Here is a 19,959-nt window from a genome sequence, read left to right as displayed (position 1 = left end):
ATGCAGCCCAAAGTCGCCGTAGCCGCCGTCACCTTCGACCGCCACGAGGAGCTGGCCCTGCTCCTGCAAGGCCTGGCCGCCCAAACCGCTCCCATCCATTCCATCGCCCTGGTGGACTCCGGTACCGTCCCGGCCACCGACATCGTCAACGCCATGGGCGCTGACAACATCAACTACCTGCGCTCCGAAGCCAACCTCGGCGGCGCCGGCGGGTTCGCCTTCGCCATCCTTGCCGCCATGGCCAGCGGCGCGGAATGGATCTGGATGATGGACGACGACGGCCACCCGGAGGACGCGAGCTGCCTTGCCGAACTGCTCCGCACCGCCGACGAGCACCAGCTGGACATCATCAGCCCGCTGGTTGCCGCGACCGCAGACCCCAACCGGCTCTCCTTCAATTTCCGCATCAATGGCCTGCTGACCAACGACAGGTCCCGGCTCGCTCCCATGGGCTACCTCCCGGACATGGTGCACTTTTTCAACGGCGCGCTGATCCGGACCGAGGTCTTCTACAAGATCGGCATACCCGACGTAAAGTTCTTCATCCGTGGGGATGAGGTGGACTTCCTGTCCCGGGTGAAGAAGGCAGGCCTGAAATACGGCACCTTGGCCACCGTCGCCGTGCAGCACCCCGCCACGTGGACCGAGATGAAGCCGGTGTTCGGCGGCTTCATCACCCCCGTCATCCCGGAGGGCGACTTCAAGCGTTACTGCTACTTCCGCAACCGCGGCTACCTGACCCGGAAATACCGCAACCTGCGCTGGTTCAGCGCCGACATCGTCGGTTTCCCGTACTACTTCCTGAAGACCGGTGACTTCAAGGGCCTCGCACACTGGTTCGGCGCCTACTCCACCGGCTTCCGCGGCAAGGGCTTCGGCTCGCCCGCGGAACTGATGTCCGCCAGGAGCTAGGCCGCCGTGGACAACCTGTACGCCGTCGTCGTCACGTTCAACCGTGCCGAGTTCCTGCGCAACCTGCTCCGCTCCTTCACCGGTCCAGGCAGCGCTCCCGCACAGGTCCTGGTGGTGGATAACGCGAGCACCGACCACACCGCCGACGTCGTGGCGCAGGCGATGTCTGCCGGTGGTCCGCCCATCCGGTACGAGAAGCTGGACCGGAACGTGGGCGGCGCCGGCGGATTTTCCCACGGCGTCCAACTCGCGCTCGAGTCGGGTGCCGAGTGGCTGTGGCTGATGGACGACGACGTCGAGGTCCTTCCCGGCGCCGTGGACGCCCTGGAGAAATTCACGCCGGAGTATTCATGCATGATCGGCCGCCGGTACGACGCCAACGGCAATCCCTTCTTCTGGCAGCACCATTTCGTGGAATCGCTGGGCGTTTTCCTGCCGGTGTCCCGGGACGTGTTCAAGCATTCGGACGTGTTCCGCACCAACGTGGGGAATTTTGAGGGCATGCTGGTCAAGGCCTCCGTGGCCCGTGAGATTGGCCTGCCGGACCCGCGGTTCTTCATCACCTGGGACGACCTCATCTACGGCTGGCTCGCGGCACAGCGGACGCCGGTGGTGTACGTCAACGCCTTCGTCATCAAGAAGGTCCGTGCCCAGCGGCAGGTGGACCTGGGACTGCGCCACCTTAACGATTCCTCCGACCTCAGCCGGCGCTACGTGATGCGCAACCGGGGACACGTGGCGCACTACCTGAAGGCGTACGGCAAGTACAACAGGGCCGGTTTCGCTGCCGGGACGGCGCTGACTTTCCTCAAGGAAATAGCCCGCCTGGTCCTGGTGGAACGCACCCTCAAGGGCTCCGGCGCACTGTGGCGCGGATGGCGCGAATCACGCACGATCCTCTCGGACACCGGATGGAAACCCATGCCTCCACTGCCCGCGCGTCCGGGAAGTGGAAGCCGAAGAGATTAGTATCGTTCTAGGTCCCGACGCCGTCCGACGGTTTTTGCGGCGGGGCATTGTGAAAAAGGCGCTGGCCGCCGTGGTAGTGGAAGTCGGTTGCATCTTCTGTTGAGTACAAAATCTGAAACGCGCGCATCCGCCGCCGTACGGGACGAGAAACCCGCCATCTGGATCTGGATCCAGATGTTCCTCGACTCCATGTCGTGGGTCGTGGCCATCGTCCTGGCGCTGCTGCTGCGCTATGAGATGGGTATCCGGGTGGAGCAGTTCGCCGGTGCCTTCGCCATCGCTGCCATCGCCGTCGTCGTCCAGATGCTGGCAGGATACTCCCTCGCCTTGTACCGGGGCCGCTATCCATTCGGCAGCTTCCAGGAAGCCCGGGCACTGGTGTTCGTCACGGTCATCGTGGCCGCCTCCATCACCGCCAGCCTGCTGGTCCTCTATGAGGCCATCAACATCGGCCGCAGCGTCGGCCTCATCGCTTTCCCTTTCGCTTGCCTGTTCATGGGCGCCGCCCGCTATGCCAAGCGCCTCTACGCCGAAAGCAAGACCAGGCCCGGGGACGGGGCCCAAAACACGCTGGTCTACGGCGCGGGGTTCCTCGGCAACTCCCTGGTAACCCGGATGCTGCAGGACCCGGACTCGCCCTACTTCCCGGTAGGCCTGGTGGATGACGATCCCGCCAAGAAGCACCTGCGCCTTTCCGGTGTCCAGGTCCAGGGCCGCGGGGACGACCTCCCCGCCATCATCCGGCGCACGCGGGCAACCGTCCTGGTGGTGGCCTTCGCCAACGTCGAAGCGGGACTGGTGCGCCGCATCTCCGACGCCGTGGCCGGGCTCAACGTCCGCGTCCTGGTCCTGCCGCCGCTGAGGGACATGCTTGGCAGCGGAGCGCCCGCGGGGTTCTCCGATTTCCGCGACGTGGCGGTCGAAGACCTGATCGGCCGGCGGCCCGTGGACATCAAGGTCGACGAGATTGCCGGCTACATCAAGGGCAAGCGGGTGCTGGTAACCGGCGCCGGCGGATCCATCGGTTCGGAACTCTGCCGCCAGATCGTGCAGTTCGACCCCGCGGAACTGATCATGCTGGACCACGACGAAACCGGGCTGCAGCAGACCCAGATTTCCATCACCGGCCGCGGCCTGCTGGCCGGCCGCGACACCGTCCTGGCCAACATCCGCGACGGCGAAGCCCTCCAGGAGATCTTCGCTGACCGGCAGCCCGAAGTGGTGTTCCACGCGGCAGCTCTCAAGCACGCTCCACTGCTCCAGCAGTACCCTGTGGAGGCCTGGAAGACGAACGTGTGCGGCACGTTGAACGTGCTGCGCGCCGCCCGCCGGGCAGGCGTTTCGAACTTCGTCAACATTTCCACCGACAAGGCCGCCAACCCCACCACCGCCCTCGGCCACTCCAAGCGGGTTGCCGAAAAGCTGACCGCGTGGATGGCAGGGCAGACGCAAAAGAAGTTCGTCTCCGTCCGCTTCGGCAACGTCATGGGCAGTCGCGGCTCCATGCTGCCGCTCTTCACCGAACAGATCCGCGTCGGCGGTCCGGTCACGGTCACCGACCCCGATGTCACGCGCTTCTTCATGACCATTCCCGAAGCCTGCCAGCTGGTGATCCAGGCCGGTGCGATCGGTGCCGGCGGCGACGTCCTCATCCTTGACATGGGCGAACCGGTCCGGATCCTCGACGTGGCGCAACGCATGATCGCCATGTCCGGCAAGGACGTGGAGATTATCTACACCGGACTGCGGCCGGGGGAGAAGCTGCACGAGGAACTGGTGGGCGCCGGGGAACTGGACAAACGCCCGCTGCACCCCAAGATTTCACACACCCGGGCCACCGAGCAGGATCCGGACAAGCTCGACCTCAACGTCTGGCTGGCCCGTTGTGAAGCGGAACAGGGCGTCAGCATCAGCGACATTCCCGACGATGAGGCCGATGACACGGGCGCCATCAGGGTTGCCTCATGATGCCGCTGCTGCTGGTGGCACTGGCAACGCTGCTGGCGAGCCTCCTCCTCCCGTTCGCAGTGAAGCCCTGGTTGGTCCGGATGGGGGTGGTGGACGTTCCCTCTGCCCGCTCGTCGCACGCCAAGGCAACCATCCGCGGCATGGGGGTCGCCGCCGCCCTTGCCACCGTCATCGGCTACGCGGCAGCCGTCCTCCTCGGCGTGGTCACCGTTGACCGGTCCGTGTCCGCCGTCGTCCTGGCGATCATTGTGGCCTGCGCCGTTGTCGGCTGGGTCGAGGACCTGCGCGGCCTGTCCATCCGCGGCCGTGCAGCTGCCCAGCTCGGCATCGGGGCCGCCGGATCCGTGGTCCTGATCGTGCTGACCGGCCAGTCGTTCTGGTGGCTGCCCCTCGCGGCGCTGGCGATCGCGGCGTATGTCAACATTGCCAACTTCATGGACGGCGTCAATGGTATTTCCGGCCTGTACGGGGTCACTGCCGGCGGGGCCTACGCGCTGGCCGGAACGCTGGCCGAACAACCCTGGCTCACGGCTGGCGGAGCCGTGCTCGCGATGTCCTTCCTCGGGTTCCTGCCGTGGAACCTGGGCCGGGGTTCGGTCTTCCTGGGCGACGTCGGCAGTTACCTGCTCGGCGCATCCGTAGCCGCCCTCGCCGTCGCCGGCTTCCTTGGCGGTGTCTACGTGGAATACGTCCTCTCACCCATCCTGGTGTATGCCGCGGACACCGGCTACACACTGCTTCGGCGGATCAAGGCGGGGGAGCGCTGGTACGCATCGCACCGTGAGCACGTCTACCAGCGGCTCACGGATGTGGGCTTCTCGCACCTGCAGTCGGCTGCCGCCGTTACAGCCTGCACGGTCGCCGTGATCATCCTCGGCTTCGTCGCCGCCACCGCGTCGTTGCCGGTGGTGGCCCTGTGCGTGGCCGGCACCGTCCTGGTCCTCGTCGTGTACCTGGCCAGCCCGGACCTGATTGGACGCCGCCGCCGCAGGTCCAAAGTCACACGGCTGCCGGTGACCTAGCCATGTTCTATCTCGTGTAGAATTTAGGGGCAGCCCAAGCTGCTCCTCCACCCTTTACCTCCTGGCGCTGAGCCACGAGGTGCCGACGATTGGGATCGAATGACCTCCAACGCCGAGTCCGGACCTGTGTCCGGCCATGGACACGTTGGCTCTTCGGGTCCCACACGCTCGCTCTGGCTGAACCTGCTCAAGCGCAGTTTGATTGCCGCCACGGCCGGACTGGCGCTGTGCGCCATCCCTGCCGCGCTCCTCAATGGAGCAAGCGGGGCAGTTTCCAGTTTCCTCGGGGGCCTGCTGGTGATGCTGTTCTTCGGAATCAGCCTGCTGGTTGGCCACTTCGTGGGACGCCGGAATCCGTCCGGCGCGATTGGGGTGTTCGTAGCCACCTACTTCATCAAGGTGGTTGGCTTCGCGGTCGTCCTGTTCGTTGTCGGGGCTCCGGCGTGGCTGCACGGACGCTGGTTCGTCATAGGTGCCGTGGTCGCCGTCGTCCTCTGGCAGGCTGCGGAGATCCATGGCTTCAGCAAAGCCCGCCTCCAGATCTACAACGATCCGGAAGAGAAGGGACCCACCAATGCGTAACCCGAAGAAATCCGACGTTGCAGCGAAAGCCAAGCGCCGATCCAACGGCTCCGCACCCGGTGTTTCCGACGCGTCGAACGACGGCGGCTACAACGCTGGAATGGCGGTATTCAGCTACATCATTGGCGGAATCATCGTCTGGAGTTTGATAGGGTGGGGACTGGATTACGTGTGGGGAACGCGCTGGATCGTGCTCGCAGGCGCTCTGCTTGGAGCCGTCGGAGGTTTTTACCTTTCCCATATGCATGGCCTTACCAGTTCTCGCACAAACGCTGGTGATCGCCATGCTGCCAGCGGGCCGTCCCAGGACGGCAACACTAATGCCAAATAATTTCACAGGGGGAACAGCAGGCTGTCAGGCTGCCGGACCCCGCCCAACGCCCAATGATGGACACTGCAGAGAGGAAACGCGTTGATCGCGCTTGCGCTCCCGGCCCAAGATTCAGGAGAGTTCACTCCTCCTGGAATTAACGAAATGCATTTGCCGGCAATCCTGCCGTGGGGTGCCGCAGAAGGATTCTCCAAGCAGATGCTGCTGGTCCTCCTCTCTGTCGTCTTTATCGCCGTCTTCTTCGTGCTCGCCGCACGCAAGCAGCAGCTGGTACCCGGCAAGCTCCAGTTCGCCGGCGAGGCCGCCTACGGCTTCGTCCGCAACGGAATCGCCAAGGACATCATCGGCGGCAGGGACTTCATCAAGTACGTCCCGCTGCTGTTCAGCCTGTTCTTCTTCATCCTGGTCAACAACATCTACGGCGCCATTCCGGTGTTCCAGCTCCCCACGTTCTCGCACGTGGGTGGAGCGTATGTGCTGGCCGGCCTGGTCTACGTGACCTGGATCGCCATCGGCATCAAGAAGAACGGCCTGCGCTACTTCAAGCTGGCCACCGTACCTTCCGGCGTTCCGTGGTACATCCTCCCGATCGTCATCCCGATCGAGATCATCTCCAACTTCGTTGTCCGGCCCGTCACGCACAGCCTTCGTCTGTTCGCGACCATGCTCGCCGGCCACCTCATCGTGATGATCGCAGGCTCCGGCATCGAGTACCTGATCATGCAGGAGAACTTCCTGCTCAAGGGCACGTCGGTCTTGGTCCTGGCCGGTGCGATCGCCATGTACATGCTTGAAGCCCTGATCATGGTCCTGCAGGCCTACGTCTTCACGCTGCTGACCGCGATCTACATCGAAGGCGCACTGCACGCCGACAGCCACTAGGCACGCCGGCGGGGCGCCATGTCCCTCACGGCACACACAGAATTCCCCTCGCGGGGATGAAGCAACCCAAACAACCTGCCACACAAGTGGCATCTTGAAAGGAAAAAAAATGGAAGGCTCCATCAACGGCTCCCTCAACCTCATCGGCTATGGCCTCTCGGCTATCGGCGGTGGTATCGGTGTGGGTCTCGTGTTCGCTGCCTACATCAACGGCGTTGCGCGCCAGCCGGAAGCCCAGCGCGTCCTGCAGCCCATCGCATTCCTTGGCCTGGCGCTGACCGAAGCACTCGCCATCCTGGGCCTGGTCTTCGCTTTCGTTCTCAAGTAAACCCAGAGAACTTCAGCGAACATTCAGAACCGAGTAGATAAAGGACGGGTGAAATATGCATCAGCTGAACATCTCAGCCGCCGCTGAGGGCGACGTCAACCCCCTTGTTCCCAATGGCTGGGAAATGCTGGTTGTCTTCGTTGGCTTCGCCATCCTCTTTTTCATCGTGGTCAAGTACGTTGTCCCGATGTTCGAGAAGACCTTCGCCGAGCGTGCCGAGGCCATTGAAGGCGGCATCGCCAAGGCTGAAAAGGCCCAGGCTGAGGCGTCTGCTGCACTCGAAGAGTACAAGCAGCAGCTGACCGACGCCCGCACCGAAGCAAACCGCATCCGTGAGGAAGCCCGCGCCGAAGGTGCCCAGATCCTCGCGGATCTCAAGGAGAAGGCGGCAGCAGAGTCTGCCCGCATCACTGCGCAGGCCCACGCACAGATCGAATCAGAGCGCCAGGCGGCCGTTGTGTCCCTGCGTGCCGAGGTCGGCACCCTGGCCACCACCCTGGCAGGCCGCATCGTGGGCGAGTCCCTCGATGACGACGCCCGTGCAGCACGGGTCGTGGACCGTTTCCTGGCAGATCTGGAGTCCCAGAACGCAGGTGCAGCTAAATAATGGCAGGCGTATCGAGCGAATCGCTGGCAACAGCCCTGGCCGCCTTGGAAGCGAAGCTTCCGACCGCGTCGCTGCAGCTGGCAAAGGAACTCTTCGGAATTCTGGGAATGGTGGACAGCTCGGCTGGTTTGCGCCGTGCCCTGACTGACCCCTCCCGCAGCGGCGACGAGAAATCGGCGCTGGTCAGGCAGCTGGTTGGCGGAAAAGTCTCCGCTGATGCGGCTGAAATCGCGGGCGGACTGGCCAGCTCACGCTGGGCATCGGCGCGCGACATCGGCGATGCACTCGAGACTCTTGCCGCAACGGTGGTCATTTCCGTTGCTGAAAACAAGTCGGCCGTTTCTGCCTCCGGAATCACTGGCCTGGAAGAGCTGGAAAACGACCTGTTTTCCTTCAACCAGGCTGTTGCCTCCAGCCACGAGGTACAACGTGCTCTGTCCGAACCGCAGGCCAGCGCGGCAGCCAAAGCTACCCTCGCGGAGCGGCTGGCGCCCGGCGCCAGCGAAGAAGCCCGGGTGCTCATCACCCAGGCCGTCACCCAGCCCCGCGGCATCAAGCCCACCCGGCTGGTGGAACGGTTTGCCGAACTGGCGGCCAAGCGGCAGCAGCGCTGGATTGCAACAGTCAGCGTGACCCGGCCGTTGTCGGAGACGCAGCTGGCACGGCTCCAGGCGGGCATGAACGCACTGTACGGGCGGGAATTGAAGGTCAACGTCATTGTTGACCCGTCGCTCATTGGCGGAATCCGCGTCCAGGTGGGCGACGAGGTACTCGATGCCTCGGTCCTTACCCGGCTGGGAGAACTGCAACGCCAGCTGGCCGGCTAGCCGGACAAGCACAACCAAACTGATAGAAACCCCGGTCACCGTTTGCGGTGATCACAAACAGGAGAGCAGGGACTGCAGATGGCCGAATTGACCATCAACGCCGACGACGTCCGTAATGCGCTGAACGAGTTCGCGGCGTCCTACGAACCCGGGAACGCAGAGCGCGTAGAGGTCGGCCGCGTAACCACCGCAAGTGACGGCATCGCCCGTGTTGAGGGCCTTCCCTCGGTCATGGCGAACGAGCTGCTGCGCTTCGAGGACGGCACCCTGGGCCTGGCCCAGAACCTTGACGTCCGCGAGATCGGCGTCATCATCCTCGGTGACTTCACCGGCATCGAAGAAGGCCAGGAAGTCCACCGGACCGGACAGGTTCTGTCCGTTCCCGTTGGCGACGCCTTCCTCGGCCGCGTTGTCGACCCGCTGGGCGTGCCCATCGACGACCTCGGCGAGATCAAGGCCGAGACCACCCGCGCGCTGGAGCTCCAGGCTCCCGGCGTAACCCAGCGTAAGTCGGTCCACGAACCGATGCAGACCGGCCTGAAGGCCATCGACGCGATGATCCCGATCGGCCGCGGCCAGCGCCAGCTGATCATTGGCGACCGCCAGACCGGCAAGTCCGCGATCGCGATCGACACCATCATCAACCAGAAGGCCAACTGGGCTTCCGGCGATGTCACCAAGCAGGTCCGCTGCATCTACGTTGCCATCGGCCAGAAGGCGTCCACGATTGCCGCCATCCGCCAGACCCTTGAGGACAACGGCGCGCTGGAGTACACCACCATCGTGGCTTCTCCCGCGTCCGACCCCGCAGGCTTCAAGTACCTGGCACCGTACGCTGGTTCGGCCATCGGCCAGCACTGGATGTACGGCGGCAAGCACGTCCTCATCGTGTTCGATGACCTGTCCAAGCAGGCTGAGGCCTACCGTGCAGTGTCCCTGTTGCTCCGCCGCCCGCCGGGACGCGAAGCCTACCCGGGTGACGTCTTCTACCTGCACTCCCGTCTGCTGGAGCGTTGTGCCAAGCTCTCCGACGAGCTCGGTGCCGGCTCCATGACGGGCCTGCCGCTGATCGAGACCAAGGCGAACGACGTCTCCGCCTACATCCCGACCAACGTCATCTCCATCACCGACGGCCAGATCTTCCTCCAGTCGGACCTCTTCAACGCCAACCAGCGGCCCGCTGTGGACGTTGGCGTCTCGGTGTCCCGCGTTGGCGGTGCCGCCCAGGTGAAGTCCATGAAGAAGGTCTCCGGTACTTTGAAGCTGGACCTGGCCCAGTACCGCGACATGCAGGCGTTCGCCATGTTCGCATCCGACCTGGATGCTGCGTCACGCCAGCAGCTCACCCGTGGCGCCCGCCTGATGGAACTGCTGAAGCAGGGCCAGTACTCACCGTTCCCGGTCGAGGACCAGGTTGTTTCCATCTGGGCCGGCACCAACGGCTACCTGGACGACGTTCCGGTCGAGGACATCAGCCGGTTCGAGGCTGAGTTCCTTGAGCACCTCCGCCACAAGTCCTCGATCCTGACCACGCTGGCACAGACCAACGTCCTGGACGATGACACCGTTGCAGCTCTGAAGTCCTCGATCGTGGACTTCAAGAAGGGCTTCTTCGGCGAGGGTGACAACCACCTGGTAGGCGCCGGCCACGAGGAGCACGACGCTATCTCCGAGGGCGAAGTCGACCAGGAAAAGATCGTCAAGCAGAAGCGCTAGTTCCGCACCGCCGGGTGTGCCGGGCCGCAAAGGCCCGGCACACCCGGCGACGGAATGTTAGGAAAGGATAAGTATGGGAGCCCAGATCCGGGTCTACCGCCAGAAGATCAGCTCGACCACGTCGATGCGCAAGATCTTCAAGGCGATGGAACTGATCGCTACCTCGCGCATCGGGAAGGCCCGTGCGCGCGTAGCAGCTTCACTGCCTTACGCGAACGCGATCACGCGCGCCGTTTCTGCTGTCGCCAGCCAAAGCGAAATCGACCACCCGCTGATCACTGAGCCGGAGCAGATCCGCCGCGCCGCAGTCCTGGTAATCACCTCGGACCGCGGCCTGGCAGGTTCATACTCGGCCAGCGTCCTCAAGCAGGCGGAAGGTCTCAACGAGCTGCTCCGCGCCGAAGGCAAGGAAGTCAAGACCTATGTAGTGGGCCGCAAGGCCCAGGCCTACTTCGATTTCCGGAACCGCGAGTACGCGCGGGTCTGGACCGGAGGAACCGACGCACCCGAGTTCGCTACTGCCCGTGAAGTCGGCGCAGCGTTGCTGGCAGAATTCGCGACCGACTTCGAAGACGGCGGCGTGGACGAGATCCACGTTGTCTACACCCGCTTCAAGTCCATGGTCACCCAGGAGCCGACGGTCATCCGCCTGCTCCCGCTTGAAGTAGTGGAAGAGCAGGCTGAATCCGAATCGGATCTCCTGCCGCTGTACGAGTTCGAACCGGAAGCGGAGCGTGTCCTTGACGCCCTGCTGCCGCGCTACATCGAATCCCGTATCTTCGCAGCCATGTTGCAGGCAGCAGCTTCCGAGCTCGCCGCCCGCCAGCGGGCGATGAAGTCCGCAGGCGACAACGCAACGGACCTGATCAAGAAGTACACGCGCCTGCGCAACACGGCCCGCCAGGCCGAGATTACGCAGGAACTCTCCGAGATTGTTGCCGGCGCGGACGCCCTCGCGTCCTAGCCTGCACCTCCCCGGTTCCGCGTAACCAGCACCACCACAGATAAACTTAACCCCACGCCATCTACTGAATGAAGTGAGAGAGATGACTGCCACTGCTACCGAACACGTAGCCGCAACGTCCGGTGCAACCGGCCGTATTGCGCGCGTAATCGGCCCGGTTGTCGACGTCGAATTCCCGGCTGACGCAATCCCGTCGATCTACAACGCCCTCACCACCGAGATCACTCTCAACGGTGAGACCAAGACCATCACGTTCGAGACCTCCCAGCACCTGGGCGACAACCTCGTGCGCGCCATCTCCCTGCAGGCAACCGACGGCCTGGTCCGCGGCACCTCCGTGGTGGACAGCGGTGCCCCGATCTCCGTGCCTGTCGGCGACGGAGTCAAGGGCCACATCTTCAACGTGCTGGGCCAGCCCCTGGACGTTGCCGAGTCGGAACTGGACATCAGCGAACGCTGGCCGATCCACCGCAAGGCCCCGAGCTTTGCTTCGCTCGAAGGCTCCACCGAGATGCTGGAGACCGGCATCAAGGTCATCGACCTCCTCACCCCGTACATCAAGGGTGGAAAGATCGGCCTCTTCGGCGGCGCCGGCGTGGGCAAGACCGTCCTGATCCAGGAAATGATCACCCGTGTTGCCCGCAACTTCGGTGGTACTTCCGTGTTCGCCGGTGTTGGCGAGCGTACCCGTGAGGGCAACGACCTCTGGGTGGAAATGGAAGAGGCAGGCGTCCTCAAGGACACCGCCCTTGTGTTCGGCCAGATGGATGAGCCGCCGGGAACGCGCCTGCGCGTAGCCCTGTCCGCCCTGACCATGGCGGAGTACTTTCGCGATGTCCAGAACCAGGACGTGCTGCTGTTCATCGACAACATCTTCCGGTTCACCCAGGCCGGTTCCGAGGTGTCGACCCTGCTGGGCCGCATGCCCTCCGCCGTGGGCTACCAGCCCAACCTTGCCGACGAGATGGGCCTCCTGCAGGAGCGCATCACCTCCACCAAGGGCCACTCCATCACCTCGATGCAGGCCATCTACGTTCCCGCTGATGACTACACCGACCCGGCTCCGGCGACGACCTTCGCGCACCTGGATGCGACCACGGAACTTTCCCGTGAAATCGCATCCCGTGGCCTGTACCCGGCCGTTGATCCGCTGACGTCCACGTCCCGAATCCTGGATCCCCAGTACATCGGCAAGGACCATTACAACACGGCTGTCCGCGTGAAGCAGATCCTGCAGAAGAACAAGGAACTCCAGGACATCATCGCCATCCTCGGTGTCGATGAGCTCTCCGAAGAAGACAAGATCGTGGTGTCGCGTGCGCGCCGCATCCAGCAGTTCCTCTCGCAGAACACCTACACCGCCAAGCAGTTCACCGGTGTTGAGGGCTCCACGGTTTCCATCAAGGACACCGTTGAAGGCTTCTCGGCGATCTGCGACGGCGAACTCGACCACATCGCGGAGCAGGCGTTCTTCAACGTCGGTGGCCTCGATGACGTTGAGCGCCAGTGGGCCAAGATCCAGGAACAGACCAAGTAATATGGCTGAGCTTGAGGTTGAGATTGTCGCAGCGGACCACTTTGTGTGGTCCGGAGCGGCCAAGATGGTCAAGGCCCGCACCAGTGATGGTGAAATCGGAATCCTGCCCGGCCACTCGCCCCTGCTGGCGATCCTGGCCGAAGGTGAACTGGCCATCCAGCCAGTGTCAGGGGACCGGATCGCGGTAGATGTTGACGGCGGGTTCTTCTCCGTGGACAACAACCGCGTGGTGATCGTTGCTGACAACGCCCAGCTGGGCGGCTCGGCTACCGCTGGGATCCGCTAGCACGACCTTGATGGACGCACCGGGTATTTCGTTCATCGCACTGGCAATCGTGTTCGGATTGCTGATTTTTGCACTGTGCCTTTCGGGGGTGCGCCGTTTCAATTTGCGGCGCGCCCTCGGCACGGTGGACGCCTCCATTTGCGTTGCTGGTAACAGCTGGCAAATGGGGGTTTGTCGTTATCAGGACAATGACCTTGAGTGGTTCCGGTTGATCTCACTGAGCGTCCGCCCGAAGTACACTTTCAAGCGCAGTTCGCTGGAGCTCCTGGGCAGGCGAAAGCCGACCGAGGCCGAGGCCGTCAAGGTCCAACCGGATGTGGTTATCGTCGAACTCCGCTACGAGGGACAGGACCTGCACCTGGCCATGAAGTTCGACGCATACACGGGCCTTTCCTCATGGCTCGAAGCGGGCCCCGTCATCGGCGTAGGGACCTGGCGCTAGCCACGTGGACTGGCTTTCAGACATTCGGCTTACGGACGGGCCCCTGTTTGGGACTGTCCTGGTATTGGGATTAGGCGGGGCGGCCTACCTCCTGGTACCACCTTCGCGCGCCTGGGAAACAGCGGACCTACGGATACGCGCCTGGGCAATCCGTGTTTTTGTTGCCATCGCCTCAGCCTTCGTCCTGGTGGCAACCGTCCACTGGATCATGATCAACGTCCTTACCGTCTTTCCGGAGGACATCCCGGAGCCCGTTCTGCTGTGGTTCGTGCCGGGTGTTTCGGCCGTCATCCTTGGAATCATGAGGCTGCCGCGGACCTCTTGGACCCATTACGGGAGCGGATTCCTCGCGGCGCTCCTGGTGGTGGCCCTCTCTACCCTCCAAATCAATGCCTACTTCGGACTGAACCGGACTGTCAGCGACTTGCTGGGAACCGCTTTGGCCCGGATACCCGCGCTGGAACAGGAGCTCATGCGCCACCCCGGTGAATCCGATGGCGTGTCCCTCCAGGGCTGGAAGCCCGCCGGCGACCTGCCTGCCGGCGGTGTCCTGCGTAAGGCAGCCATCCCGGGAACGCTGTCCGGGATGAGCAACCGCGATGCCTATCTCTACCTTCCGCCGGCCTACTTCGCTGCCAACCGTCCCGCCCTGCCGGTGCTTGTCCTGGTGGCGGGCCAGCCCGGCGGCCCCGCGGACTGGCTGACGGGCGGCGCCATCCGTGGCCACATGGATTCGTTTGCCGCGGCGCACGGGGGAGTGGCCCCGGTGGTGGTCATCCCCGATCCCAACGGATCACAGTCCGCCAACACCATGTGCATGGACAGCAAGATCGCGAAAGCGGACACCTACCTCTCCCAGGACGTGCCGCGATGGATCAGTTCCACCCTTGCCGTTGACACCAACCACAGCCACTGGGCCGTGGGTGGATTCTCTTTCGGCGGCACCTGTGCCATCCAAATGGGAACCAGGCACCCGGATGTCTACGCGGACGCGCTCGGATTTTCCAGCGAAGCCGAGCCCGCCATCGCCAAGGAGCGGCAAAAGACCATTGACGCAGCCTTTCCGGGGAACCCGGACGAATTCATCAAGCAGACTCCACTGGAGATCATGAAACACCAACGGTTTGAGACCAGCGGCATGTACCTGACCGCAGGCCAGAACGACCCGGAGTTCGTGGGGAACCTCCACACGCTCGCGGCGGCGGCCAAGGACGCCGGCTTTACCGTGCAGGCCTACGAGGTGGAACACACCGGACATTCCTGGGACACGTCCTCAAAGCGCTTCGGTGACGCCTTGGCATTCCTCGGCAGCCAATGGGGGCTGAAGTGGTAAGCACCACGAAACCGGACCGCACGGTGGCGTTGATGTGGGCCACCGTGGGCCGTCCGGCAATGCACCAAACCCTTGAAACCCTCAAATCCATGCCGTTCACCTTGGGCGTCGTGGCTGTGTTCCTGGCGGCAGCGGCCGTGACGGGAAGCTTCCTGGACGGCCCGCCGGAACAACTCCTGGCACTTGCCTCGGTCAGCGGTCCCGGCCTTCGTGGCGGGCAATGGTGGTCCCTCTTCACCAGCATGTTCTTTGCCACCAACCCGCTGGCTTACCTTACGGCGTCGTTGATGATGATCCTGCTGCTGGGCCTGGCCGAACGCAAGCTGGGACGCCGCGCCGCCGTCGGCCTCTATTTCGGCGGCCAGTTCGCGGCAGTGACCGTCTTCCTCCTGGTCACCCAGGTGGCCGTATATGTTGGTGACGGCTGGCTGGACCAGATGGCGGACGATATCCTGATCGGCCCCTACGCCCCGATCCTGACCGCCGGGCTGGCGGCCAGTGCCCGGATCACTCTGCTGTGGCAGCGCCGGCTCCGGACCGCTGTGTTGTCCGTGTCGATCCTGCTGGTGCTCTACGTTGGCCACGCGGAGACGGTGATCGGCCTCATCGGGGCCCTCCTTGGCCTCCTGGCGGGCTGGTGGATCCAGGGCGACCAGGGGCGGCTCCACCGGCACCGTTCCACCGGCCGCGAAACCAGGAACCTCCTGGCCCTGACCGTCGCGGTCTTTGCCGTGGGGCCGATCCTGACCGGGATCACACGGGCTCCCACCGGCCCGCTGGCATTGCTGCGCGACGTCGTCCTCAGCCCGATGCCCACGCTCAGCCAGTTGGTGTTCAACTGCGGGGCAACGGTGGATGCCTCCTGCCTGGAAACCGGCAGGGCCGGGTTTGCCGGGCCGTTCGGCCTGGCGCTGGCGGTTGTGCCGGTCATCCTGCTGCTGATCTGCGCGGACGGCATGCGCCGCGGCCGCCGGCTGGCCCTCAACATTGCCCTTGCCATCCAGCTGGCCGTGACGGCCTTGGCAGCTGTCTACCTGGCCCTTTTCGCCCTGGTTCCGTCACGCCTTCAGGGCACCCACTCGACGCCCCTGTCATCGGCTTTTGCCCACGTGCTTCCCCTCGTCATCGTGCCGCTGCTGCTCGCAATCATCCTGTGGCTTAACCGCCGCCAGTTCCGCGTGCAGACGCGGCCCGGCGCCCGGCGGACGCTCGCTGCGGTGGTCTGCGGCACGTGGCTCGCCCTGGCAAGCTCCTACACCGTGGCGTGGTTCCTCTCGGGTGGCCTTGCCCGTGACGGGGGTTTGCTGGGACTCTTCGCCGAATTGGCGCGGCAGTACGTGCCGGTTCCCATTCCGCAGCATTTCCGCCGCGTTTTCGCGGAGCGCGACAGCGCCGAGACGCTGCTCTTCGCTTACTCCGGACCGGTGTTCTGGATTGTCGCCCTGGTGGCTGTGTGGTGGGTCCTCATTGGGCGGCACCACGGCCTCGGCTTTGGCCGGCAGGACCGGGACCGTGCCCGCGAGCTGCTTCACCAGGGCGGCGGACCCCTGTCCTGGATGGCCCTGTGGGAGCCCAACACGTATTGGTTCAGTCCGGACGGCGCCGGCGCCATGGCCTTCCAGCAGCACGGGACCGTGGCATTGACCCTGGGCGGAGCCATCGGCGACCGCAGGGCCGAGCAAAGGGTGACCGAAGGGTTCCTGGATTACTGCCGCACCCAGGCGCTGATCCCTGCGCTCTATTCATGTGACGACACCCTGTGGCCGGCGCTGCGGGAGCGGGGCTTCTCGCGGGTGGCAGTGGCGCAGGAAACGCGGCTGCGGCTCAATGAGCTCGAGTTCAAGGGCAAGGAGTGGCAGAACGTTCGGACCGCGCTCAACCGGGCCTCGAAGCTCGGCGTCCACGCCGTGTGGGGCTCCTACCATTCACTGCCTGCCGCACTGCGTTCGCGGCTCAATGAGGTGTCGGAGGAGTGGGCGGCCGGGAAATCCGTGCCGGAAATGGGCTTCACGCTGGGGGGAGTGGACGAGCTCGACGACGAGGAGGTCCTGTGCTGCCTGGCGGTGGACGGCAATGGTACCGTCCACGGCGTTACCAGTTGGCTTCCCGTGTACGACGACGGCCGGCTGGTCAGCAGGACGCTTGATGTCATGCGCCGCGGCAGCGAGGGCTTCCCGGGCGTGATGGAGTTCCTGATTGCATCCGCGGTCCTGGAGCTGAAGGATTCGGTGGACGCCATTTCCCTGTCCGGCTCGCCACTGGCCAGCCGGCCGGAGGAGCACGGAGGGCAGGCCGATGCGGGGGAGGACGCCGAAGCAGACGCCGGCGCCACCGATGAGGGGGCACAGAACCTGGTGCGCATCCTGGACCTGGTGGGTCACGCGCTGGAGCCGGTCTACGGGTTCCGGTCGCTGGCAGCGTTCAAGTCCCGGTTCAAGCCGGAGTACCGCGCGCTCTACTTGTATTACCAGGACCCCCTTCACCTGCCGGCCATTGGCAGGGCGCTGACCCGGGCCTACCTTCCCGGCCTCTCGCTGGCGCAGGGTGCACGCCTGGTCCGCAAACTGGTCACCTGAGCGCGAATACGGCGGGCGGCCGCCGGGCACCTCGACGCTCCCCACGTGCGCAAATGCAGATGATCCCCGGCATTCCTGCCGGGGATCATCTGCGTTGCTGGACGGCCGCCATGCGGCCGCGCCGGGTGACTAGACGAGCGTTACGCCGGTAGCCTGGGGACCCTTGGCGCCCTGGCCGATCTCGAACTGAACGCGCTGGTTCTCGTCGAGGGTCTTGAAGCCGCCGGTCTGGATCTCAGAGTAGTGAACGAAGACATCGCCGTCGGAGTCATCCGGGGTGATGAAGCCGAAGCCCTTTTCAGCGTTGAACCACTTCACAGTTCCCTGTGCCATTTATTTCTCCTCATTGTGGAACTTTTTAAGAACGGCACACCTCGTGCCGACCTTGGTCACTCCGCGAGAAGAATCCTGGATTGCCTTGCCACAAAAGGTCCGGCGCTGCAGGAGCTTCGCGCTCGCAACATGTCTTGCGAGCATGAAAAACACCTACACAAAGACTGAGACCAGAATTTCATGCCCGTTCCCGCAGGTCAACGGCCCGACCACGAAAATGCATAAAATTTAGGTAAAAACCAGGTGACAATGATGCTCCGGGATTTCAGGCCGAGTATTAGGTGCCCAAAGCAACGGGCCGTCGGGTCAGAAAAGCCGGGATTCGCTGTCGTCCACCCCGCGCATGGCGTCATAGTCCAGCGTCACGCAGGCGATGCCGCGGTCATTGGCGAGCACCTTCGCCTGTGGCTTGATCTGCTGGGCCGCAAAGATGCCGCGGACCGGGGCCAGCAGGGGATCGCGGTTGAGCAGCTCCAGGTACCTCGTCAGCTGCTCCACACCGTCGATGTCGCCGCGCCGCTTCAGTTCCACGGCCACGGTGGCGCCATCCGCGTCCCGGGCCAGGATGTCCACCGGTCCGATCGCGGTGAAGTACTCGCGCCGGATCAGGGAATATCCCTCGCCGAGCGTCTCTATCTGCTCGGCCAGGAGCCGCTGCAGGTCTGCTTCGACGCCGTCCTTGATCAGTCCCGGATCAACCCCGAGGTCGTGGGAGGACTCTGTGATCTTCTCGTGGATATTGATGATGAGCCGGTCGTCCGTCTTTGCCGACTGCACGGTCCATTGCTCCACCACGCCAAGTTCCAGGTCCACCTCATCGGGGGAGGAAACCCGCAGCGTGGCCGGCGGGCTCATCCAGTTCAGCGGCTTGTAGGAGCCGCCGTCCGAATGCACCAGCACCGAGCCGTCGGCCTTGACCAGCAGGAGCCTGGTGGCCAGGGGAAGGTGGGCTTTGAGCCGGCCAACGTAATCAACGGAGCAATGGGCTATGACGAGTCGCACGCCGTACAGACTACCGCGTGGAACTGCACGGGCCATGCCGACGACGGACGGCCGGGAGTGCGTGGAGGCGCGGGCCGGCGGGCGGCTGGGGCAGAATGGATGCATGCCGCGTTCGAACCGTCCCCGCCGTCCTGTATCCGGTAAGGGCGCTTCGGCCAGGGGAGCCGGGCGCAAGGGCCAGGAGGTCCCGGAACTTGACCTGGAACGGGCCCGGGCCGGCATCGCACGCCGGGAGAGCGCCCCGGACGGCGAATGGATGGTCCGCACCATGACCGCCAAAAACGCGGAGAAAACCTACATTTGCCCGGAGTGCTCCACGGCCGTCCTACCCGGCGTTGCGCACCTTGTGGTCTGGAAGGACGACCACCTCTTCGGGGCGGCGGCCGGCCTTGCCGAACGGCGGCACTGGCACACCAACTGCTGGATGTCCCGCAGCTACCGGTACCGCTGACCGCGCGGGCGGCGCCGCCTGCGCACCCGGCCGTCCGGGCTTCGGCCACCCGTTGGTCGCTAAGCTGGAAACCATGACTTTTGATCCGGCGTCGTTCCACTTCACCCAAGCCCAGGGTCCCGCACCCATCCGTGCTTCCACGGTCCTGCCCGCCCGGCGGGAGAACATCGAGCTGCAGACCGCGGACGGCCACACCCTGGTGGGCGAACTGGCACTGCCCGAGAGCGGCCCGGTCATCGCCACGTTGATTACCCTGCACCCGCTGCCCACGCACGGCGGATTCATGGATTCCCACGTCTACCGCAAGGCCTCCTACCGCCTCCCGGCACTGGCCGGCATCGCCGTCCTTCGGTTCAACACCCGCGGCACGGCCTCACCCCGCGGCACCAGCAGCGGCGGATTCGAGGAAGGCATCGGGGAACGGTACGACGTCGAGGCGGCCGTACGTTTCGCCGTCGACCGCGGGCTGCCCAACCGGTGGCTGGTGGGCTGGTCCTTTGGAACGGAACTGGCGCTGATGTACGGCGCCGTTGAGCCGGTGGCCAGCCAGATTGAAGGTGCGGTCCTGCTCTCGCCTCCGCTGCACCGGGCCACGGACAAGCACCTGCAGCAATGGGCCGAATCCGGCAAGCCCCTCACCGTCCTGGTGCCGGAGCACGATGACTTCCTCCAGCCGGCGGAGGCCGCCGGGCGCTTCAGCCTGGTGCCCCAGGCGGACGTCGTGGGCGTTGCCGGCGCCAAGCACCTGTGGGTGGGCGAGAAGTACGCCGCACGTGTCTTGAACGACATCGTCGCCCGGGTCAGTCCCGAGGGATCAGCAACGCCGCTTCCGCAGGAATGGGATGGCCCGACGGCGACCGCCGCGTCCTGAGGCTGCGTCCAGGCGGTTCC

The 19,959-nt window shown here is 64.4% G+C and carries 21 protein-coding genes; 19 read left to right on the top strand and 2 right to left on the bottom strand.

Annotation, left to right across the window (positions count from 1 at the left end):
• From DFO47_RS05055 to DFO47_RS04975, 17 genes are all read left to right on the top strand, one after another.
• Positions 1 to 912 (top strand): glycosyltransferase, encoded by a 912-nt coding sequence (locus tag DFO47_RS05055; protein WP_133830904.1) that lies wholly within the window; start codon positions 1 to 3, stop codon positions 910 to 912.
• A 6-nt stretch (positions 913 to 918) separates the two neighbouring features.
• Positions 919 to 1,881 carry a glycosyltransferase gene (locus DFO47_RS05050; protein ID WP_133830903.1) on the top strand — a complete coding sequence of 321 codons (963 nt, stop codon included), beginning with the start codon at positions 919 to 921 and terminating at the stop codon, positions 1,879 to 1,881.
• 174 nt (positions 1,882 to 2,055) lie between these two features.
• Positions 2,056 to 3,849: a nucleoside-diphosphate sugar epimerase/dehydratase gene (locus tag DFO47_RS05045; protein WP_109045132.1), complete on the top strand. Its 1,794-nt coding sequence runs from the start codon at positions 2,056 to 2,058 to the stop codon at positions 3,847 to 3,849.
• The gene (locus DFO47_RS05040; RefSeq protein ID WP_133830902.1) at positions 3,846 to 4,871 is read left to right on the top strand and encodes a glycosyltransferase family 4 protein; all 1,026 of its coding nucleotides are present in this window, start codon (positions 3,846 to 3,848) and stop codon (positions 4,869 to 4,871) included. The genes DFO47_RS05045 and DFO47_RS05040 overlap by 4 nt, the downstream gene beginning before the upstream one ends.
• Positions 4,872 to 4,970: 99 nt before the next feature.
• Positions 4,971 to 5,453: a hypothetical protein gene (locus tag DFO47_RS05035; RefSeq protein WP_018760124.1), complete on the top strand. Its 483-nt coding sequence runs from the start codon at positions 4,971 to 4,973 to the stop codon at positions 5,451 to 5,453.
• Complete coding sequence (locus DFO47_RS05030; RefSeq protein ID WP_081624092.1) at positions 5,446 to 5,784, top strand: hypothetical protein; 339 nt, start codon at positions 5,446 to 5,448, stop codon at positions 5,782 to 5,784. The genes DFO47_RS05035 and DFO47_RS05030 overlap by 8 nt, the downstream gene beginning before the upstream one ends.
• An 81-nt stretch (positions 5,785 to 5,865) precedes the next feature.
• A complete protein-coding gene (atpB, locus tag DFO47_RS05025; protein ID WP_026264239.1) occupies positions 5,866 to 6,666 on the top strand; it encodes a F0F1 ATP synthase subunit A in 801 nt (266 codons plus the stop codon).
• Between the two features lie 109 nt (positions 6,667 to 6,775).
• Positions 6,776 to 6,994 carry an ATP synthase F0 subunit C gene (gene atpE, locus DFO47_RS05020; protein WP_003804776.1) on the top strand — a complete coding sequence of 73 codons (219 nt, stop codon included), beginning with the start codon at positions 6,776 to 6,778 and terminating at the stop codon, positions 6,992 to 6,994.
• Between the two features lie 55 nt (positions 6,995 to 7,049).
• Entirely contained in the window at positions 7,050 to 7,601 is a 552-nt protein-coding gene (locus DFO47_RS05015) for a F0F1 ATP synthase subunit B (protein WP_018760122.1), read from the top strand.
• Complete coding sequence (locus tag DFO47_RS05010) at positions 7,601 to 8,428, top strand: F0F1 ATP synthase subunit delta (RefSeq protein WP_018760121.1); 828 nt, start codon at positions 7,601 to 7,603, stop codon at positions 8,426 to 8,428. The genes DFO47_RS05015 and DFO47_RS05010 overlap by 1 nt, the downstream gene beginning before the upstream one ends.
• A 78-nt stretch (positions 8,429 to 8,506) precedes the next feature.
• Positions 8,507 to 10,144, top strand: a complete 1,638-nt coding sequence (gene atpA, locus DFO47_RS05005) for a F0F1 ATP synthase subunit alpha (protein WP_018760120.1) — start codon at positions 8,507 to 8,509, stop codon at positions 10,142 to 10,144.
• Positions 10,145 to 10,217: 73 nt separating this feature from the next.
• Complete coding sequence (locus DFO47_RS05000; RefSeq protein ID WP_109045055.1) at positions 10,218 to 11,108, top strand: F0F1 ATP synthase subunit gamma; 891 nt, start codon at positions 10,218 to 10,220, stop codon at positions 11,106 to 11,108.
• Positions 11,109 to 11,190: 82 nt separating this feature from the next.
• A complete protein-coding gene (gene atpD / locus DFO47_RS04995; RefSeq protein ID WP_018760118.1) occupies positions 11,191 to 12,645 on the top strand; it encodes a F0F1 ATP synthase subunit beta in 1,455 nt (484 codons plus the stop codon).
• A gap of 1 nt (position 12,646) precedes the next feature.
• Positions 12,647 to 12,931 (top strand): F0F1 ATP synthase subunit epsilon, encoded by a 285-nt coding sequence (locus tag DFO47_RS04990; protein WP_018760117.1) that lies wholly within the window; start codon positions 12,647 to 12,649, stop codon positions 12,929 to 12,931.
• A 10-nt stretch (positions 12,932 to 12,941) separates the two neighbouring features.
• Positions 12,942 to 13,373: a DUF2550 domain-containing protein gene (locus DFO47_RS04985; RefSeq protein WP_109045054.1), complete on the top strand. Its 432-nt coding sequence runs from the start codon at positions 12,942 to 12,944 to the stop codon at positions 13,371 to 13,373.
• Positions 13,374 to 13,377: 4 nt separating this feature from the next.
• A complete protein-coding gene (locus DFO47_RS04980) occupies positions 13,378 to 14,706 on the top strand; it encodes an alpha/beta hydrolase-fold protein (RefSeq protein ID WP_133830901.1) in 1,329 nt (442 codons plus the stop codon).
• A gap of 32 nt (positions 14,707 to 14,738) precedes the next feature.
• Positions 14,739 to 17,282: a phosphatidylglycerol lysyltransferase domain-containing protein gene (locus DFO47_RS04975; RefSeq protein ID WP_243835366.1), complete on the top strand. Its 2,544-nt coding sequence runs from the start codon at positions 14,739 to 14,741 to the stop codon at positions 17,280 to 17,282.
• Positions 17,283 to 17,411: 129 nt separating this feature from the next.
• On the opposite strand, the gene DFO47_RS04970 is transcribed toward DFO47_RS04975, so the two are convergent.
• On the bottom strand, positions 17,412 to 17,615 hold the full coding sequence (locus DFO47_RS04970; protein ID WP_011692441.1) for a cold-shock protein: 204 nt from the start codon (positions 17,613 to 17,615) through the stop codon (positions 17,412 to 17,414).
• A gap of 306 nt (positions 17,616 to 17,921) precedes the next feature.
• Positions 17,922 to 18,617 carry an endonuclease NucS gene (nucS, locus tag DFO47_RS04965; RefSeq protein WP_026264238.1) on the bottom strand — a complete coding sequence of 232 codons (696 nt, stop codon included), beginning with the start codon at positions 18,615 to 18,617 and terminating at the stop codon, positions 17,922 to 17,924.
• A 103-nt stretch (positions 18,618 to 18,720) separates the two neighbouring features.
• On the opposite strand from nucS, the gene DFO47_RS04960 reads away from it, so the two are divergent.
• Complete coding sequence (locus tag DFO47_RS04960) at positions 18,721 to 19,068, top strand: hypothetical protein (RefSeq protein WP_018760111.1); 348 nt, start codon at positions 18,721 to 18,723, stop codon at positions 19,066 to 19,068.
• Positions 19,069 to 19,141: 73 nt separating this feature from the next.
• A complete protein-coding gene (locus DFO47_RS04955) occupies positions 19,142 to 19,939 on the top strand; it encodes an alpha/beta hydrolase (RefSeq protein WP_109045051.1) in 798 nt (265 codons plus the stop codon).
• Positions 19,940 to 19,959 lie beyond the last annotated feature (20 nt).

Origin of the sequence: Arthrobacter sp. AG258 (genome assembly GCF_004364695.1) — a bacterium.
GTDB lineage: Bacteria > Actinomycetota > Actinomycetes > Actinomycetales > Micrococcaceae > Arthrobacter.
Note: the sequence above shows the minus strand (reverse complement) of the source record. Positions and strands in the feature narration are given on the sequence as shown.

Excerpts from the sequence above, each read along its gene's own strand:
- DFO47_RS04975 (WP_243835366.1), top strand. The coding sequence starts at position 14,739 with ATGTGGGCCACCGTGGGCCGTCCGGCAATGCACCAAACCCTTGAAACC.
- DFO47_RS04970 (WP_011692441.1), bottom strand. The coding sequence starts at position 17,615 with ATGGCACAGGGAACTGTGAAGTGGTTCAACGCTGAAAAGGGCTTCGGC.
- DFO47_RS05045 (WP_109045132.1), top strand. The coding sequence starts at position 2,056 with ATGTTCCTCGACTCCATGTCGTGGGTCGTGGCCATCGTCCTGGCGCTG.
- DFO47_RS05030 (WP_081624092.1), top strand. The coding sequence starts at position 5,446 with ATGCGTAACCCGAAGAAATCCGACGTTGCAGCGAAAGCCAAGCGCCGA.
- DFO47_RS05040 (WP_133830902.1), top strand. The coding sequence starts at position 3,846 with ATGATGCCGCTGCTGCTGGTGGCACTGGCAACGCTGCTGGCGAGCCTC.
- DFO47_RS05000 (WP_109045055.1), top strand. The coding sequence starts at position 10,218 with ATGGGAGCCCAGATCCGGGTCTACCGCCAGAAGATCAGCTCGACCACG.
- DFO47_RS05035 (WP_018760124.1), top strand. The coding sequence starts at position 4,971 with ATGACCTCCAACGCCGAGTCCGGACCTGTGTCCGGCCATGGACACGTT.
- DFO47_RS04955 (WP_109045051.1), top strand. The coding sequence starts at position 19,142 with ATGACTTTTGATCCGGCGTCGTTCCACTTCACCCAAGCCCAGGGTCCC.
- atpA (WP_018760120.1), top strand. The coding sequence starts at position 8,507 with ATGGCCGAATTGACCATCAACGCCGACGACGTCCGTAATGCGCTGAAC.
- DFO47_RS04960 (WP_018760111.1), top strand. The coding sequence starts at position 18,721 with ATGCCGCGTTCGAACCGTCCCCGCCGTCCTGTATCCGGTAAGGGCGCT.
- atpE (WP_003804776.1), top strand. The coding sequence starts at position 6,776 with ATGGAAGGCTCCATCAACGGCTCCCTCAACCTCATCGGCTATGGCCTC.
- atpD (WP_018760118.1), top strand. The coding sequence starts at position 11,191 with ATGACTGCCACTGCTACCGAACACGTAGCCGCAACGTCCGGTGCAACC.
- DFO47_RS05010 (WP_018760121.1), top strand. The coding sequence starts at position 7,601 with ATGGCAGGCGTATCGAGCGAATCGCTGGCAACAGCCCTGGCCGCCTTG.
- DFO47_RS04990 (WP_018760117.1), top strand. The coding sequence starts at position 12,647 with ATGGCTGAGCTTGAGGTTGAGATTGTCGCAGCGGACCACTTTGTGTGG.
- DFO47_RS05015 (WP_018760122.1), top strand. The coding sequence starts at position 7,050 with ATGCATCAGCTGAACATCTCAGCCGCCGCTGAGGGCGACGTCAACCCC.
- DFO47_RS05055 (WP_133830904.1), top strand. The coding sequence starts at position 1 with ATGCAGCCCAAAGTCGCCGTAGCCGCCGTCACCTTCGACCGCCACGAG.
- DFO47_RS04985 (WP_109045054.1), top strand. The coding sequence starts at position 12,942 with ATGGACGCACCGGGTATTTCGTTCATCGCACTGGCAATCGTGTTCGGA.